This is a genomic window from Pseudorhodobacter aquimaris (genome assembly GCF_001202025.1).
Taxonomy (GTDB): Bacteria; Pseudomonadota; Alphaproteobacteria; order Rhodobacterales; family Rhodobacteraceae; genus Pseudorhodobacter; species Pseudorhodobacter aquimaris.
On record NZ_LGHS01000029.1, the window covers coordinates 101,344 to 117,662 of the forward strand.

13 protein-coding genes and 3 pseudogenes are annotated in these 16,319 nt (G+C 54.8%); 13 read left to right on the forward strand and 3 right to left on the reverse strand.

Translation table 11 applies throughout. The features are described from left to right. The first annotated feature begins 330 nt into the window (after nt 1-330). The 4 genes from AKU94_RS04200 to AKU94_RS19525 all read left to right on the forward strand — a co-directional run bounded on the left by AKU94_RS04200 (nt 331) and on the right by AKU94_RS19525 (nt 7,042). The gene (locus AKU94_RS04200; RefSeq protein ID WP_050526073.1) at nt 331-1,689 is read left to right on the forward strand and encodes an efflux RND transporter periplasmic adaptor subunit; all 1,359 of its coding nucleotides are present in this window, start codon (nt 331-333) and stop codon (nt 1,687-1,689) included. Next, complete coding sequence (locus AKU94_RS04205) at nt 1,686-4,775, forward strand: efflux RND transporter permease subunit (protein ID WP_050526074.1); 3,090 nt, start codon at nt 1,686-1,688, stop codon at nt 4,773-4,775. Before AKU94_RS04200 ends, AKU94_RS04205 begins: the two co-directional genes overlap by 4 nt. A gap of 547 nt (nt 4,776-5,322) precedes the next feature. Beyond that, complete coding sequence (locus tag AKU94_RS04210; protein ID WP_050526075.1) at nt 5,323-6,690, forward strand: NAD(P)-binding domain-containing protein; 1,368 nt, start codon at nt 5,323-5,325, stop codon at nt 6,688-6,690. A 184-nt stretch (nt 6,691-6,874) separates the two neighbouring features. Next, entirely contained in the window at nt 6,875-7,042 is a 168-nt protein-coding gene (locus AKU94_RS19525) for a hypothetical protein (RefSeq protein ID WP_157056403.1), read from the forward strand. Nucleotides 7,043-7,371: 329 nt separating this feature from the next. On the opposite strand, the gene AKU94_RS19530 is transcribed toward AKU94_RS19525, so the two are convergent. Then, nucleotides 7,372-7,521, reverse strand: a complete 150-nt coding sequence (locus tag AKU94_RS19530; RefSeq protein ID WP_157056404.1) for a hypothetical protein — start codon at nt 7,519-7,521, stop codon at nt 7,372-7,374. A gap of 365 nt (nt 7,522-7,886) precedes the next feature. On the opposite strand from AKU94_RS19530, the gene AKU94_RS19535 reads away from it, so the two are divergent. The 6 genes and pseudogenes from AKU94_RS19535 to AKU94_RS20820 all read left to right on the forward strand — a co-directional run. After that, the gene (locus AKU94_RS19535; protein WP_157056405.1) at nt 7,887-8,318 is read left to right on the forward strand and encodes a fasciclin domain-containing protein; all 432 of its coding nucleotides are present in this window, start codon (nt 7,887-7,889) and stop codon (nt 8,316-8,318) included. Between the two features lie 152 nt (nt 8,319-8,470). After that, on the forward strand, nt 8,471-8,974 hold the full coding sequence (locus tag AKU94_RS04225) for a hypothetical protein (RefSeq protein WP_050526078.1): 504 nt from the start codon (nt 8,471-8,473) through the stop codon (nt 8,972-8,974). Between the two features lie 25 nt (nt 8,975-8,999). Next, nucleotides 9,000-10,532, forward strand: a complete 1,533-nt coding sequence (locus AKU94_RS04230; protein ID WP_050526079.1) for a cryptochrome/photolyase family protein — start codon at nt 9,000-9,002, stop codon at nt 10,530-10,532. Continuing rightward, nucleotides 10,519-10,746, forward strand: coding sequence for a DUF2256 domain-containing protein (locus tag AKU94_RS20710; protein WP_050526080.1), 228 nt, complete (start codon nt 10,519-10,521; stop codon nt 10,744-10,746). The genes AKU94_RS04230 and AKU94_RS20710 overlap by 14 nt, the downstream gene beginning before the upstream one ends. A 3-nt stretch (nt 10,747-10,749) precedes the next feature. After that, a complete protein-coding gene (locus tag AKU94_RS04240) occupies nt 10,750-11,304 on the forward strand; it encodes a CIA30 family protein (protein WP_050526081.1) in 555 nt (184 codons plus the stop codon). 176 nt (nt 11,305-11,480) lie between these two features. Continuing rightward, nucleotides 11,481-11,788 (forward strand): annotated as a pseudogene (locus AKU94_RS20820) (IS5/IS1182 family transposase); the annotation flags it as partial. Nucleotides 11,789-11,957: 169 nt separating this feature from the next. Here AKU94_RS20820 and AKU94_RS04245 read toward each other — a convergent pair. Next, nucleotides 11,958-12,668, reverse strand: coding sequence for a GntR family transcriptional regulator (locus AKU94_RS04245; RefSeq protein WP_050526082.1), 711 nt, complete (start codon nt 12,666-12,668; stop codon nt 11,958-11,960). 192 nt (nt 12,669-12,860) lie between these two features. On the opposite strand from AKU94_RS04245, the gene AKU94_RS04250 reads away from it, so the two are divergent. Then, complete coding sequence (locus AKU94_RS04250) at nt 12,861-14,285, forward strand: NCS1 family nucleobase:cation symporter-1 (protein WP_050526083.1); 1,425 nt, start codon at nt 12,861-12,863, stop codon at nt 14,283-14,285. A gap of 590 nt (nt 14,286-14,875) precedes the next feature. Here the strand turns inward: AKU94_RS04250 and AKU94_RS19005 are convergent. After that, nucleotides 14,876-15,397: pseudogene (locus tag AKU94_RS19005) on the reverse strand (transposase); the annotation flags it as partial. A gap of 1 nt (nt 15,398) precedes the next feature. On the opposite strand from AKU94_RS19005, the pseudogene AKU94_RS04260 reads away from it, so the two are divergent. Together AKU94_RS04260 and AKU94_RS04265 are read left to right on the forward strand one after the other, a co-directional pair. Next, nucleotides 15,399-15,644: pseudogene (locus tag AKU94_RS04260) on the forward strand (DDE-type integrase/transposase/recombinase); the annotation flags it as partial. Nucleotides 15,645-15,849: 205 nt separating this feature from the next. Continuing rightward, nucleotides 15,850-16,319, forward strand: a 470-nt coding sequence (locus AKU94_RS04265; protein ID WP_157056407.1) for an IS110 family RNA-guided transposase, incomplete at its 3' end; no start/stop codon positions are given.

Below are 16,319 nucleotides of genomic sequence, written 5' to 3' on the forward strand. Positions count from 1 at the left end.
GGAGTTTCCAACGTATCGGGCGAGTTCGGCTGACACAGCGATGTCTGGGCGGCGATGTCTTGGCAAAACAGAATTTCGACGCGCTGCGAAGCAGGCGACACCGATTGGCATTTTCTGCTCGGCAACTGAATTACAGAGAAACTACTAAAGTGGAGCCGGCTGCATCATCTTCAAGACGTCGGCGCGCGTCCCGGAATAAATCAGGTCGGCAACACCCTATGCGTGCGCAAATTGCGTCAGGGCGTGATGCGTAACATGTACTTTGGGACCAAGGGGACAAACTGCGATTTGACGTGCAACTGGCACTTATGAAAACCGAAGGAAGCCCCGATGAAAACCGGATTTAAACTGATCCTGATCACTCTGCCGCTTACCGCGATTGGCATAGGCATCCTGGGCTTTGTCATTTCCAGCAGCAAGCCGCCGGAACGTGTGGAGGTTGAAGAACGCGCCACTGCCGTACGGGTCATCACTGCGCAAACGCGTGCAGTCACGCCATCCATCACCGGCTTTGGCATTGTCGCACCCGAACGCACATTTGAGGCGATTGCCGAAGTGGGCGGACGCATTGATTATGTGAACCCCGGCTTGCGCAACGGGCAGATCCTGGATGCGGGCGAGGTGTTGTTCCGCCTGTCGCCTGCCGATTTCAACCTTGCCATTGCACAGGCCAATGCCAACATTCGCTCCGCCGAGGCAAAACTGGCCGAATTGGACGTGTCAGAACAAAACCAGCGCAGCGCATTGGCGATCGAGCGCGAGGCGCTCGCGGTAAAAACCTCAGATCTGGAACGCGCCGAGGCGTTGTTTGCTGCGGGCACGATGGCACAGGGCACCCGTGATGTGACCCGTGCCGCCCATTTGGCGCAGCGCCAAAAGGTGCAAGGCATTGAAAGCACGCTTGCGCTGTTCCCCACGCAGCGCGCCGTGCAAACCGAACAAATCGCGGTCTATCAGGCCAACCTTGCGACAGCAAAACTGAACATGGACCGCAGCGAGATTGCCTTGCCTTTTGCCGCGCGCGTGGCCTCTCATTCGATCGAGGTTGGGCAATACCTGAAAACGGGCCAAACGGCGGCAAATCTGGATGGCATCGCGCGTGCCGAGGTTGATGTGCAGCTTTCTATGGAAAGCTTTCGCGGGCTTGTGCGGCTGGGGCAAACCGCCCTACCGAACCTGTTGTTAGACCCCATGAATATGGCGCAAGCGCTGCAATCATTGGGCCTTGAGGCAGACCTTAGGTTGCGTTTGGGGGATGAGGTGGTGACCTGGCCCGCAACCGTTGATCGGATCAGCGACGGCATCAACCAACAGTCCGGCACCGTTGGCATCGTCGTGGTCGTCGAAAACGCCTATGACAACATCGGCCAGAACGCGCGCCCGCCCTTGACCAAAGGCATGTTTGTCGAGGTGGTTTTGCGTGCCGCCCCGATAGAAGGTGTCGTTTTGCCACGCAGTTCAATGCGCGACGGGATGGTCTTTGTGGCGGATAGCGACAACAGGCTGCGCGCAATTCCGGCCAATCCGCAGCTTGAACAGGGCGAGATTGCCGTCTTCTCAAACAAAATCGCCGACGGCAGCCGCGTTGTGCTTGTCCCGCCGGTGCCTGTGATCGAGGGACAACTGCTGGACCCGCATCCCAATGACGCAGCGATGACGCGGCTTTTGGCAAAGGACGCGCAAAAATGATCCGGTTTTTCGCGACCCATCCGACCATCGCCAACCTGCTTATGGTTATATTCCTTGCTGCGGGCCTGTTTGTCACCCCGACCCTGCTGCGCGAAACCTTCCCCCGCAAAGCGCTGAGTGAGGTGCAGATCAGCGTCCCCTACCCCGGCGCACGCCCCGAGGAGGTGGAGACCGCGATTTGTGAACGGATCGAGAATGCGCTGGATGCCGTGACGGGGGTTGACCGGCAGTCTTGCGAGGCGCGCGAAAATCTTGGCCTTGCCGTGGTTAAGATGCGCGAGGGCGGTAATTTCCAGACTTTTTCCAATGATGTGAAAACCGAAATCGATGCGATTACCGATTTCCCCGAAAGGGCCGAGGCGGCAACGGTTCGCCCACTTGGCCAAACCGATTTCGTCGCCTCGGTCGCGATTACCGGCCCTGCGACCCGCACCGACCTTTACACCTATGCCGAGGAAATCCGTACCAAAATGCTGCGGTGGGGTGGCATACCCAAGGTCGATGTTCGCGGCTTTTCCACACGTGAATTTCAAATCAACCTGCGCCCTGTTGAATTACAGCGCTTTGGTATTTCGGTTTCAGATGTGGCGCGCTCGGTGCAGGCCAGCAGCCTTGACCTGCCGGCAGGCAGCCTTGAAGCCGCCACAGAAACCCTGTTGGTACGCGTTGCCGAAGAGCGCCAGGACACAGCATCGCTGGCCGATTTGATCGTGCGGTCCTCGGCACAGGGCGGACAGGTCCGGCTGGGGGATATTGCCGAGATCACTTCGGGCTTTGATCTCACCGATGATGTGATCTTGTTTGACGGACGTCCCGCGGCCATTCTGGATATCACCAAGCCCCCGTCAGATGACAGTTTGCGCACGCTGGACGCCTTGCAAGCCTTTCTGGAGGCAGAACGCGCACAAGCCCCTGCCACTGTGACGCTGGCCATCACCGCCGATGGCGTTTCGGTTGTGCGTGAACGCTTGTCGCTGGTTGTGGTCAACGGTTTGCAAGGGCTGGCCTTGGTGTTCGGCGTTTTATGGCTTTTTTTTGGCTTTCGCTTTTCATTCTGGGTGGCAATGGGCTTGCCGGTGGCCTTTATGGGCGGCGTCGCGATGATGGCGCTGGTTGGCTATTCGCTTAACCTGATGACATCGCTGGGCCTGCTGATTGTGATCGGATTGCTGATGGATGATGCCATCGTGATCGCTGAAAACATCGCCCGGCTGCGCGAAAAGGGTCTAAGTCCGCTGGAAGCCGCGATCGAGGGCGCGCGTCAGGTGTTTCCCAACGTGCTTGCATCCTTTGGCACCACGGCGATGATCTTTGGCTCGCTTGCATTTTTGTCCGGTGATCTGGGGGCCGTGTTGCGTGTTGTGCCGGTGGTGATGCTGTTTGTGCTGATGGTGTCACTGGTCGAGGCATTCCTGATCTTGCCGCACCACCTGATCCATGCGCTTGAGACATCAAACCAAGCCACCGGCCTCCGCGCCCGGGTCGAAGCGGCGGTGGACTGGGCCCGCGAACGCCTTGTTGGCCCGATGGTCGATGCCTGCATCCGCTGGCGCTATGCCGTTGCGGGGCTTAGCCTGACGGTGCTGTTGATCTCGGCGGCGATGCTGGCGGGGGGATATTTGAAATTCACCGCCTTTCCGGAACTTGATGGGGATACGATTGTGGCGCGGGTCTTGTTACCGCAAGGTACACCGCTTGCCCGCACGGATGAAGTGGTGGAACAGCTTGAATCCGGGCTGCAAACAGTCAACGCGACGCTGACGCCATTGCAGCCCGAAGCTGCCGAATTGTTGCAGCATATTTCCATTTTTCATGGACTTAATAACGATGCATTTGAAACCGGCGCGCATGTGGTCACGATCAGCGTTGATCTGCTGCCCTCTGCCCAGCGGGTAAACACCCCCGATGATATCATGGCGCTGTGGCGCGACACCGTTGGGCCGGTGCCCGATGTGATCAGCCTGAAATACGCAGAAAGCACGATCGGCCCTGCCGGTATCGCGATTGATTTGCGGTTGAAGGGTGATGATCTTGGCGCACTCAAGGCGGCCTCGGTCGAGTTGCAAGACTGGCTCTGGCAGTATCAGGGGGTAACCTCGGTGCTGGACGATCTGCGGCCTGGCAAGCGTGAATTGCGCGTGACGCTAAAGGATATTGCCGGCCCGATGGGGATAACCGCCGCAACAGTCGCAGATCAGCTGCGCACAGCCTATATCGGCAGCACCATCAGCGAGATGCAAATCGCGGGAAATCTGGTCGAATTGACAGCACAGCTTGGGCTGACATATCGCAGCAACCGCGATGTGTTCGACGATTTCACCATCAAGCGCGCCGATGGCAGCTCTGTACCGTTGAATGTGGTTGCGGATGTGGAAATCGGGCAAGGATATAGCCGCATCAACCATGAAGACGGCATTCGAACCGTGACGGTGCAAGGGGCAATTGATACGCGCATCGCCAATGCCAATGCTATTGTAGGGGACACGACAACACGGTTCGTGCCGGGGTTGTTGGAACGGCATCCAAGCGTCATGCTTGACGTTGAGGGCCAAAACGCCGAGGCCGGCAAGACCCAGCAATCCATGCTCAAAGGGTTTTTGATCGGGTTGATGGGCGTGTTCTTATTGCTCAGCTTTTTGTTCCGGTCTTATCTGGAACCGATTGTCGTGATGCTGGTGATCCCGCTTTCGTTGCCGGGTGCAATTTTTGGGCATATGGCGATGGGGTTGGATTTTTCGATGCCAAGCATGTTGGGATTTGTGGCCTTGGCCGGCGTCGTGGTCAACAACTCCATCCTGTTGGTTGATTTTGTGAAACATGAACACGCCGAGGCAGAAAGTGTTTCGCATGCTGCCGCACAAGCTGCGCGGGCGCGCTTTCGGGCGATCTTTCTGACGACAACGACCACAGCCGCCGGGTTGTTGCCGATCCTGACCGAAACCAGCCTTCAAGCACAAATCCTGATCCCGCTGGTGGCCAGTCTGGTCTTTGGCCTACTGACCGCAAGCTTGGTCGTGCTTTTTGTCTTGCCCGCGATCTATGCAATTCTGGATGACCTTGGGCTCAGCACATTGAGCAAAGCCTGAGGTTGTCCATTCCATCGGTCCAAGAAAACCCTGCAGGTGAGGTCGTCCTGAACATTCGACCTGCCTGCAAGGCCTAGGGTCCATCAATCTCGTTGATTGCGCCATGTTTCAAACCCGAGAGGGGGCCGCAGGAAAGGCGATGTAAATATGAAACTACATGCCATGAGTAATACCATTGGACGGCTTGCTTGGGATTTTTAAAACCGTGAAAGGGGCCGGTCGATTTGACTGGCAGAACCTTGTCAAAATGCCATTCGCCCTGCCCTTTCGTCCAGTCGCCACCGCAGTCCAAGCCCGTTCGTCAACGAATGGCTGCGGCCTATCCTTCAATGGGGTTCATCTTTTGCGCCAATACGGGTAAGAGTACCGATGTGTTCAAAATTGTAGCGCCGGAACGATTTCGGCGCAGGGTGTAGATGCGCCATGCAGGGCTTGTGCGAAACAGGCTCTTTCTCGGTGCGCCATCTGATTGAACCAGCATGATCAGACCGCAACCTTCCCCGATTATTTCGGAGGGGATGTCGGCATATAGAATGAGGAATACGTAATGACAGCAAAGAGGGTAGCCATCATCGGTGCCGGGCCATCTGGATTGGCGCAATTGCGGGCATTTCAATCTGCCCGCCAAAACGGCGAAGAAATCCCTGAAATCACTTGCTTTGAAAAGCAGGGCGACTGGGGCGGTTTGTGGAACTACACTTGGCGTACAGGTCTCGATATCCACGGAGAGCCGGTTCATTCGTCGATGTATCGCTATCTTTGGTCGAACGGGCCAAAGGAAGGTCTGGAGTTTGCAGATTACTCTTTTGAAGAGCATTTCGGAAAACAGATTGCCTCCTATCCGCCGCGGGCTGTCTTGTTCGACTACATCGAAGGCCGCGTGAAAAAGGCCAATGTGCGCGACTGGATCCGCTTTAATACGGCGGTGCGCCACGTCCGTTACAATGCGACCGACGAAACCTTTACCGTCACCGCGCATGATCACCTCAAGGACAGCACCTATGAGGAAACCTTTGACCATGTAATCTGCGCTTCTGGCCATTTCAGTACACCGAACGTACCCTATTATGAAGGCTTTGAGGATTTCAACGGCCGCATCCTTCACGCCCATGATTTCCGCGACGCACGCGAATTCGAGGGCAAAGATCTGCTGATCTTGGGGTCATCCTATTCCGCCGAGGATATCGGTTCGCAGTGCTGGAAATACGGGGCCAAGTCGATCACCACTTCCTACCGCAGCGCGCCCATGGGTTTTGACTGGCCTGACAACTGGGACGAGGTGCCCGCTTTGGTCAAGGTGGATGGAAATACCGCATATTTCAAGGATGGCACCTCACGCCACGTTGACGCGATCATCCTATGCACCGGCTACAAGCACTTCTTCAACTTCTTGCCCGATGACCTGCGGCTAAAAACATCTAACAGGTTGGCTGCGGCGGATTTGTACAAGGGCGTGGTTTTTGTGAACAACCCAAGGATGTTCTATCTGGGGATGCAGGACCAGTGGTTCACCTTTAATATGTTCGATGCGCAGGCGTGGTGGGTCCGCGATGCGATTATGGGGAAAATCGAAATCCCGTCGGATATCAACACCCTGAAAGCGGATGTCGCAAATCGCATCGCAAGAGAGGATGCATGTGTGGGTGACAAGGGCGCGATCCAATATCAGGGGGATTATGTGCAGGAATTGATCGCAGAAACCGATTATCCAAGCTTTGACGTACAAGGCGCTTGCGAAGCATTCTTCGCGTGGAAAGAGCACAAGAAGAAAGCCATCATGGAATTTCGCAATAAATCCTACAGATCCGTTATAACGGGAACAATGGCGCCCGCGCATCATACGCCTTGGAAAGATGCGCTCGACGACTCTCTCGAGTCATATCTCCAAGACGATCTCTTTTCCAAAACCGCCTGACGCTTTATGCCCATGATCTGCGTTGCCTTTCGGTGTTTTCACGCAAACACCGAAAGGCACAGGTGGTGCTTGTTCTAAATCTGCAAGCTAGGGCGTCATTGGCGCCGATAAGCTGGCGGGATGAACTGCCTTCCGACCAAACCGCTGTTATTGTGGCGGATATAGGTAGAGACAGGAGCATCGGATGGCCATCGAAGCTTTGGGCATTGATCTGGGCAAGACCGTTTGCAGCCTTGTCGGCTACGAAGCAGAAAAAGTCGTGTCCCGCAAACGCCTCCAGCGGCATCGGCTGCTGGACTTTCGGGATGAGCGTCCACCCTATGTTGATGCGATGGGGGGCCAGCGGCAGTGAACGTCACATCGGGCGCTTTTGTCTTCAGGCTGCCCATGAACCTCGTCTGATGTCGCCGCTCTATGTTCGGCCCTATGTGAAGGTTCACAAGAACGATGATCGTGAAGCAAAGGCCATTGCCGTATCCGCGACGCGCGCGGCGATGTCATTCGTCGCAATCAAATAGCTTGACCTTCAGGCTTTGCACCGTGCGCCGGAGCGTCTGGCGCGGGATGTGGCGTTGTTCAGGCTCTCATGTGAACGCCGATTGTCGTAGTCCTCGACAACGGACGCCATCTGGCGTTCGTGATCGCCGGCAAAATAGTGGTTCTCGAGCAAGAGACGCTTCTTCATATTCTGGTATGCAGCGATGTAAACGCCAACGCCAAGACGGCTATTACAGCGCTGAATTCGCGACCATTTGCAATGATGCCAATGCGGCGCAGACATACAGGCACGAATACAGCATCCACGCGATGGGCAAAAGGAATGCGCAGCATCTGCCATTCCCGCGTGGTCAGAGGCCCCGAAGGAATACCAAAGTCCTGTTCGCTGTGCGGTGCGAAGCCAAAAGTCTTAGGCCTCACCGTTACAGCACAAAGTCATTTCGATCCCGCCCCATAGGCTGATGTGCTCACTCATATTATTATCGTGCGGAACAAAAGTCATTTGGACAAATCCACCCTTCTTATCAAGCGATACCTTTGCGCGCGAAACCATCGCACCGCGCTCTTTAAAAGTCTCTTTGGTCACGGTCTCGGTCGACACGCCACCCGTATTAGCGCCGGCGATGAATTCCTCGTTTCGGTCAGGTTAAATTGTTTTTGCAGCGTTTTTTTACGCACGCAGTACCCGAGGGGCATCGATGATGCCAAGCAGCATTCACTGCAATATACATGCGCCTGTTCGCTGTGTCAGAGAAAACAATTTGAGGCTGATTGATCCAAATACGATCCCCTGCCGTAAACATATCGAAAGCACAGTGCCGGTACTAATTATGATGGGAGACCTTGGGTGTTCGGTTGTACTTTTTATGCCCCCTACATCACCAGCCACATTTTCAACCGCGGCTGTCGTCTTTGCAGATGGCGCTTCCAAAGACATCGCTGACACTGCATTTGACGCAGCTTCATTCACAGTATTCACACCAAAAGACAAAGCCGACGCATCGTTGCCAGAAAGCACATTTGAGCCGCGGTCACGACCAGAGAATATGGATCAATCGGCCACGACCCTGACCTTTCACGCCACTGCGGGCAAGGTGGTGATGTCAAAATCATCACCACAGGCGATGTGACCGTGAATGCAGACAAGGGTGTGTCTGCTGATATCAATGCCTCAACCCGCGTGACCGATGCGGTTCTGGTGCCGGAATAAAAGCTACTAAACTGTTGCCCGTGTCGCGGGCGGCCAATTCAGTGTTACAAAATACAGGTGTTTGGACCCAGTATGACAAAGCTTCTTTGCGCGCTCTGCGCTCTTTTCATATCGTCGCCGTCCTACGCGGACGTGCGCGTGCAGTTCATCGAAGGGGCCCCCAAGGACACCTTCGTTATTGCAAACGAAGGGGGTTGCAACATAGGCCCCTCTGAACTGGTGGTTGATTTCACGGCCTCAAATGCAGGCCTGATTTTTGATGTCACAGCATCAGGTATGGGCGTCGAGGTGTTTCAACCCTTTGACGTGACACAAGGTGCCGATCTGTTGGTTGGTCTGCCGACCATTGCCGATGGCGATCAGACAGTGGCACTGTCATTTACCGGACTGGATGGAGCTCAAAAAATTGCTTTCACGGTTGACGTCGACGACACGGATGGTGCGCGCGAAATCACGGTTTCGGATGCTGAGATGACAGGGACGATGGTTTCTTTAACCGCACAGGGTAAACGAGTAACCGCCATTATGGGACCGAATGCCGAAGCCGTCCTGACGACGGTTCCATGCGCGTCTTGATGTCACCTCACAACGGGGCATATGTATGAAACTTCGCCTTATCCTTGGTGATCAGCTTTCTTTTTCGATGTCGAGCCTTGCTGATGCCACCAAGGGCGATCTGATTTTGATGTGTGAGGTGCGTCAAGAGGCGACCTATGTCAAACACCATAAAAAGAAGATTGTGTTCGTGTTTTCGGCGATGCGCCACTTTGCGCAGTCCCTCGCGGCGCGAGGGATGGACGTCAATTATGTGAGATACGACGACCCTCAAAATAGCGGGTCTTTGTACGGCGAAGTTGCACGGTTGACGGATCAGCACGACATTTCAGAGGTCATCGTGACGTCACCGGGGGAATATCGGCTACTGGCAGAGATGGAGCAATGGGCAGATGCGCTAAACTTGCTTGTCACAATCCGCCCTGATGACCGCTTCCTTTGTGGGAAGGATGAGTTTGCCGCTTGGGCCAAGGGCCGCAAACAGTTGCGTATGGAGTATTTTTACCGCGAGATGCGCCGGAAACATGGCGTGTTGATGCGTGGTGACGAACCGATTGGTGGGCAATGGAACTACGACGCCGACAACCGCAAACCACCGCCCAAAGGCCTGGAGATTCCCGATCCATTTTTTGCCGATATTGACGAGATCACCCACGAAGTGACGACCCTTGTGACAGAGCAGTTTTCTGATCATTTTGGCGAGATTGAGCCCTTTCATTTTGCCGTGACACGCGATGGGGCATTGCAGGCCCTAGACAAGTTTGTAGATGAGCGGCTGCCTCTTTTTGGCGACTATCAAGACGCTATGATCCAGGACGAACCATGGATGTATCACAGCCATATAGGGCTGTACCTCAACTGCGGGTTACTGACTCCGCTTGAGTGTATCGCACGCGCCGAAACGGCCTATCATGACGGCCATGCCCCACTGAATGCAGTTGAGGGGTTTATTCGGCAAATCTTGGGGTGGCGCGAGTATGTGCGGGGGATCTATTGGCTCAAGATGCCTGACTATAAGGCGATGAATGTCCTGGGGGCCAAGCGTCCGCTGCCCGATTTTTACTGGACGGCAGACACACATATGAACTGCATGCGCCAGTGTATTGCCGAGACCAGGCAAAACGCTTACGCCCATCATATCCAGCGTTTGATGGTTTTGGGAAACTTTGCATTAATCGCGGGCTTGGACCCCGAACAGGTCAATGACTGGTACCTTTTGGTTTATGCCGACGCCTATGAATGGGTCGAGTTGCCAAATGTCAGTGGCATGATCCTATTTGCGGATGGTGGGATCATGGGATCAAAACCCTATGCGGCGAGCGGCGCATACATCAACAAAATGTCGAACTATTGCTCGTCTTGCAGGTATAAACCCACCGTCAAAAACGGCCCCAAGGCATGTCCTTTCAACTACCTTTATTGGGACTTCATCGATCGTAACGCCAGCAGACTGCGCGGCAATCCTCGCATGGCGTTCATGTACAAAAGTCTTGACCGCATGGCCGAGGAAAAACGACACGCGATCCGTACGGACACTGACCGGTTTTTCAAAGAGATAGGGTCGGATGAAAAAGGCTAACCTTGCGCAAAAGATCTGCCCTGTTTGTGCGCGTCCGTTTAGCTGGCGCAAGAAATGGAAAAAAACCTGGGATGAGGTGCGCTATTGTTCGGCCAAATGTCGCATCAAACGAAAACCGGCAGTCAGTAGCGAGGGCCTTACCAATGCGGCAAATAGTCCGCTGCGGTTGCACTCTGCTTTCAGCAACACCACGTCTAGGTTCACCAAGGAGTAACCCATGCGCTTGATAAATTTGCGAAGGCTGGTGCTGTGCGTCACCCTGCTTACCCCCTTAGTTGTCTCAGCCGAGGATACCATGATCCAGTTCTCATTATCCGATCCCACCCGTTGGGATTACTTTAGCGATCAGGTTATGGGCGGTGTCTCGGAAGGTCGGGTGACATTCGAAACAATTGATGATCGGCCTGTCTTACAGTTGACTGGCCGCGTGAGCACGGCCAACCGCGGTGGATTTATTCAAGCTCGCACGAAGCTGGACCAGCCCTTGCCAGACACGGCGCAGGGCATTTCTTTGAATATACGCGGCAACGCTCAACCCTATTACCTGCACATTCGCACAAAGTGGACGGTGTTGCCTTGGCAACTGTATCAAGCAAAATTTGATACATCCGAGGCATGGCAAGAGGTGCGCATCCCGTTTGACGCATTTGCGCCTTACGGCGGGCTCTTGCGCCAATCGTTCAAGATTTCAGACATACGCAGTATCGCCGTCGTTGCCTTTGGTCGAGATCACGACGCAGACCTATCCGTGCGCGCCATCGGGGTTTATTGAGCAAAGGGAACGCCGTTGCGAATAATGATGGATAAACTGCCAATGGCAATTGCATCACAATATACACCCTGAATCACCGCGGATTTGTCGGAGACGATCAACTCAGACTCAGGACCCCTCAATTTCTTGAGGCTATCGGGCCTGTATTATTCAAACTCTCAAATTGAGGGGGTTGCATGATCACTCTTTACTGGCTGAAAGAAGAACAGAAGGCGCGGCTTCGCGCTTGTTATCCGAAGAGCCGCAGTGTTCCGCGTGTAGATGACCTGCACATCCTGAGCAGTATTATCTTCATCAATCACAATGGCTTGCGCTGGTGTGATGTACCTGACGCTCGACGATGGATGAAAAAGATGGGGTGACATAGGTGTGTTCGGATCATGACGGCGCTGGCTGCTGAGGCACCCGGCAATAAGGCGCTTTTTATAGATGCAACTTACGTATTACCGCTTCCAGCCTACGGGTGAAGAAGGGGGGCGATGGGGTCCAAGAAGCCCTTGTAGATATGGGTGTAGATATGGGCGTAATCCTCCGCATCCCTGGACGAAAGGCACAAGGTAGCCCTCTGCGCGACCGCTTTCGCCGCGCCCGTGATATTCTGGTTGTAAGCGCTGAGCCTAAGCAAGTGCCTGACTCATCTTGCTCGTGCTATTTTACGGTGCGCTGTCTGTGATCTGAACGCTCACTCCCCACCAACGAAGCGTATTCTCCAGATGGTCGCGTATTGCAATGAGTGCTGCATCTGCGTCACGCGCCTCTAATGCGGAGATAATTGCAAGATGCTCTTCCATGGCCGATACGACACGGTCGGGCAAGAATGGTCGTGTGTTCTGGATGACAGCGATCCGATCCCGGTTCTCTTCATATAACCGTGTGGCCAGAGTGGAGTTCAGCCCCATCGCGAGCGCGTCGTGAAGCGAAAGATCGATCTCGATGGCGCGGCGGGAAATTTGCGGCGTTGCTTTGTCAAAAGCATCATCACGCAAACGTTCATGAGCGGCCCTAAGGCTGGCCAAAGGAACGTCGCGGCTATTGTCGATCAGGCGCCGCGCCCCCTCACCATCGAACATGGCCCGCAAGTCAAGACACTCGCGCGTTGTTTGTGCGCCAGCGTCCATGACCATGACACCGCGCTTTGGGATCACCGTGAACAACCCGCTGACCTCAGCGCGCTTGACCGCGTCACGCACCGCCGCGATCGGCATTTCAAGCCGGTCAACAAGCATAGGTATGGATAGAAAAGTGCCACTGGACAGTCGCCCATCCCGCAACTGCTTCACGAGTGCCTGATAGGCACGTTCGTTCAACAGATCTGGCGGTGCCTTTGCTGTTTTCTCGGGGTTACCAGTGTTTTCAAATTCCATTATATGTCACCCTACAGTCAAATTTAGAACGGATTTTCAAGAAAATCCTGAAAGACCTTTCCTGAAGTGCTGTATACTATTTTATTTAAAATAGCGGGTAACATTTTAGATGCAATAACAGAAAACATAAGCGCGTGAGCACAAAGGCGAACTTCCGCGTTTGATCGAAATCGACCAGGGGGAGAACGGGATATGGACACGACACACAGCGATCACGCGCAGGGCGGCGGCGACACGCTGCGCCCGGTTACCAGTGAGGAGAAATCTTGGGGTTGGTTCGCCATTTTTAATGTTTGGGCTAACGACATTCAGTCGCTTTTCGGCTATTCCTTGGTTGCGTCGCTTTTTATCTCGTTTCATGTCAATGGCTGGACCGCCTTTGCCGCCTTGATCACGGCCAGCCTGTTCGTCATGTTTCTGGTCAACCTCTCGGGGGCTGCCGGCGAGAAATACGGCATTCCCTATCCGGTCTTTGCACGTGCCAGCATGGGCACCGCCGGAGCGAAACTGCCAAGCGTTTTACGCGCTACCGTGGCGGTGTTCTGGTATGGCGTGCAGGTCTATTTCGCCTCGACCGCTGTGGCGCTGTTGATTCACTCGATCACAGGGGCCGATGGTGGGTCGGAGTTCCTCGGGCTCACCACGATTGACTGGATCTCTTTTCTAATCGTCTGGGCCTTCCATATCGTCATCTTTTGGCGCGGTATGAACTGGGTTGAAACCTTCCTGAACATTGCCGGTCCATTTGTGTATGTGGTGATGATCGGTTTGGTGATTGTTCTTTGGGTCAAATCAGATGGCCAGTTGTTCAGTGCTGCGCGCACAATCTTTGCCAGCCCGGAAAGCACATGGGCGACAGAGATCAACGGTTTTATCGCCATCGTCGGCACAATGGTGGCATATTTCGCGGCCGTGATGATCAACTTCAGCGATTTTTCTCGCTATGCCCGCGACAAGAGCGCAATGGTCAAGGGAAACTTTGCCGGCCTGCCGCTCAACATGATCCTATTCTCCGCGCTGGCGCTGTTGACCACAGCAGGTGCTGCGGTGGTCTACGGGGAGGCCATCGTCAACCCGACCGAGATCGTCGAGCGCACCGACAGCGTGATCCTCGGCGTCATTGCGGCCATCACCTTTTTTGCGGCCACGGTCGGCATCAATCTGGTCGCCAACTTCATCCCCGCCGTGAACGGCATTGCCAATCTGGCCCCCTCAAAGATCAGCTTCCGCATGGCGGGTCTGATTACTTCGGGCTTCGCCCTAATTATCGGCGGTCTCTGGACTGCGTTCATCAGCAATTTCGGTATCGGCGGGTTTGTCAACACGCTTGGCGCGACGCTGGCCCCGCTCTACGGTATTCTGATCGTTGACTACTACCTACTGCGTAAGCAAGAGCTGAACCGCGACGCACTCTACAACATGGGGGGCGGCGAATATCACTATGGGAATGGCTGGAACGAACACGCATTGGTTGCCTTCGCCATCGCTGCCATTTTTTCCATTGCAACTGTCTGGGTCCCGGTGCTGAGCCAGCTCAGCGGCTATGCCTGGGTCATCGGTGCCGTGTTGGGTGGAGTAATCTTCTACTACCGCAGCCGCGGCGCACAATCCGCGTAAGGACCTCCCATCACCCGGTCTGACTGCCAGCATTGGATCGGGTGGATATCACGATCATGAACAGAAGGGCCTCGCGTATCTTGGGGTCTTCTCTTATTTCATTCTACGGATTCCGACCAAAGCCAAGCTCGACATTGAGGATCCAGATCGCGCAGGTCGTCAGACACAATTCTGCCCGCTGTCTGAGGTGAGCCACCAACACATAGCGGACATTGTTTGGTCAACCGCGAAAGTCAGCAAAGCTGTAGGTTTCTCGGACGCCCCGCGCGGACGTTTAAGTGACGCGGATCGCTGCCTGGCGTCGGAGAAGCGCTCAAGCGGGAAATCGCGGGGTTGGGCGTGGTGGGCCGTTTGTTGTGTTATGGGGATTTGAACAGTGGTTTGCCTTGGATCCGAACTGACGGACCTGTTGAGCGGCCCCGTTGGACTAAGTGCGGGGTCGGCTTTGCCAGTATTTGTTCGATATGCGCGGCATTTTGCCGGCGTCATCAACTTTTGCCACATCGTTAGTTTGATCAGCGTGAGATGATTGGTTCGCAGGAGATATAGCCTGCGGCGGCGAGTGTCGTTCGTGATGTACCGGGCGCGGGTCATGCTGCGGCCCTTTGTGGTTTTGGCGGTGCTCTGGAATGCTGTGCTGGTGCGACTGTGTCGATGATGATCATTTATCCGCCGCAACACGGGCATGGCAGCGCGAGGAAACGGACAGGTTCCACTGTGTTACCGGTGTTGTTGTCGTGGTCGTGCTCGGATATGCGCACTCCGAGCAGCTGCCGGATCCTGGCGATGTTAGCGGCACGGCTTCCATTTCCGAAAAAGCCATAGTGAGGGATGCGGTGCTGGCCCTTTGGCAGAACGTGGATCAGGAACCGGCGGATGAACCCGGCCATCGTCAGCGTCATAGTGGTGTGGCGACCCGCACCTTTAAGACGGTGGCCTTTGGCGCGGAAGATAACACTGCGCGCATCGAAACGGATCAGTCCACTGTTGGATATTGCAACGCTGTGGGTGTACCGCGACAGATATGCCAATACTGCTTTGGGTCCGAAGAAGGGTTCCTTGGCCTAGACGACCCAGTCGATTTTGCGCAGCGGTTGCAGGAAAGAACGGAATGCGGTCAGTAACCGGATGAAGCGGGACCGGGCCATCAAGGCACTGGACATGGCAGTAGGGCTGCGAAAGCCACCCAAAGGCTGCATCCAGCATACGGATTGTGGCTCTCGATACTGTTCCGGTGACTATCATAAACGTCTGAAGCAGCATGGCGTTCTCGTTTCGACGAGCGGCAAGGGACAGTGTTATGACAATTCCATGGTCGAGACCGTCTTCAAATCTCTGAAAGCCGGACTGATCTGGCGTTAGAAACGGGCGCCCCGCAGACAAGCAGAAGGAGCAATATTCCACTACATCAATGATGGGGTGGATGCGCCACCCGGCGGCATCGCAATGTGCCAGAATGATAGCAGTTTAAACTGTCATACAAAGGAAGAGCATCCATAGAGAATGTTAGCGTAGTAGGAATTGATTTAGCAAAACGGGGCTTCCAACTGCACGGAGCTTCCAACTGCACGGGGCTGACACCGATGGTTCCGTTGTGTTCCGCAAGAAATTGTCGCGGTCTCAGCTTATTGCGTTCCTGAGTAAGCTTCCAAGGTGCGTTGTTGCTATGGAGGCTTGCGCTACGTCCCATTATTGGGGGCGTGAGATTGGCAAGCTCGGTCACGAGGCGCGTCTAATCCCACCTGTTTACGTTAAGCCGTTTGTGAAGCGTCAAAAGAACGATGCAAATGACGCAGAAGCGATCGCGGAGGCGGCATCGCGCCCGACCATGCGCTACGTCTCGGTTAAAAGCGCAGAACAACAGGCGCAGGGCATGGTCTTTCGAACACGCGATTTATGTGTCCGCCAACGCTCCCAGTTGGTAAACGCTTTGCGGGGTCATTTAGCAGAATACGGTGTCGTCGTCGCTCAAGGGATGGTTCAGTTTAGACGCATGATAACCAGCTTTGATGAAGTTGCGCCTGACCTGCCGAC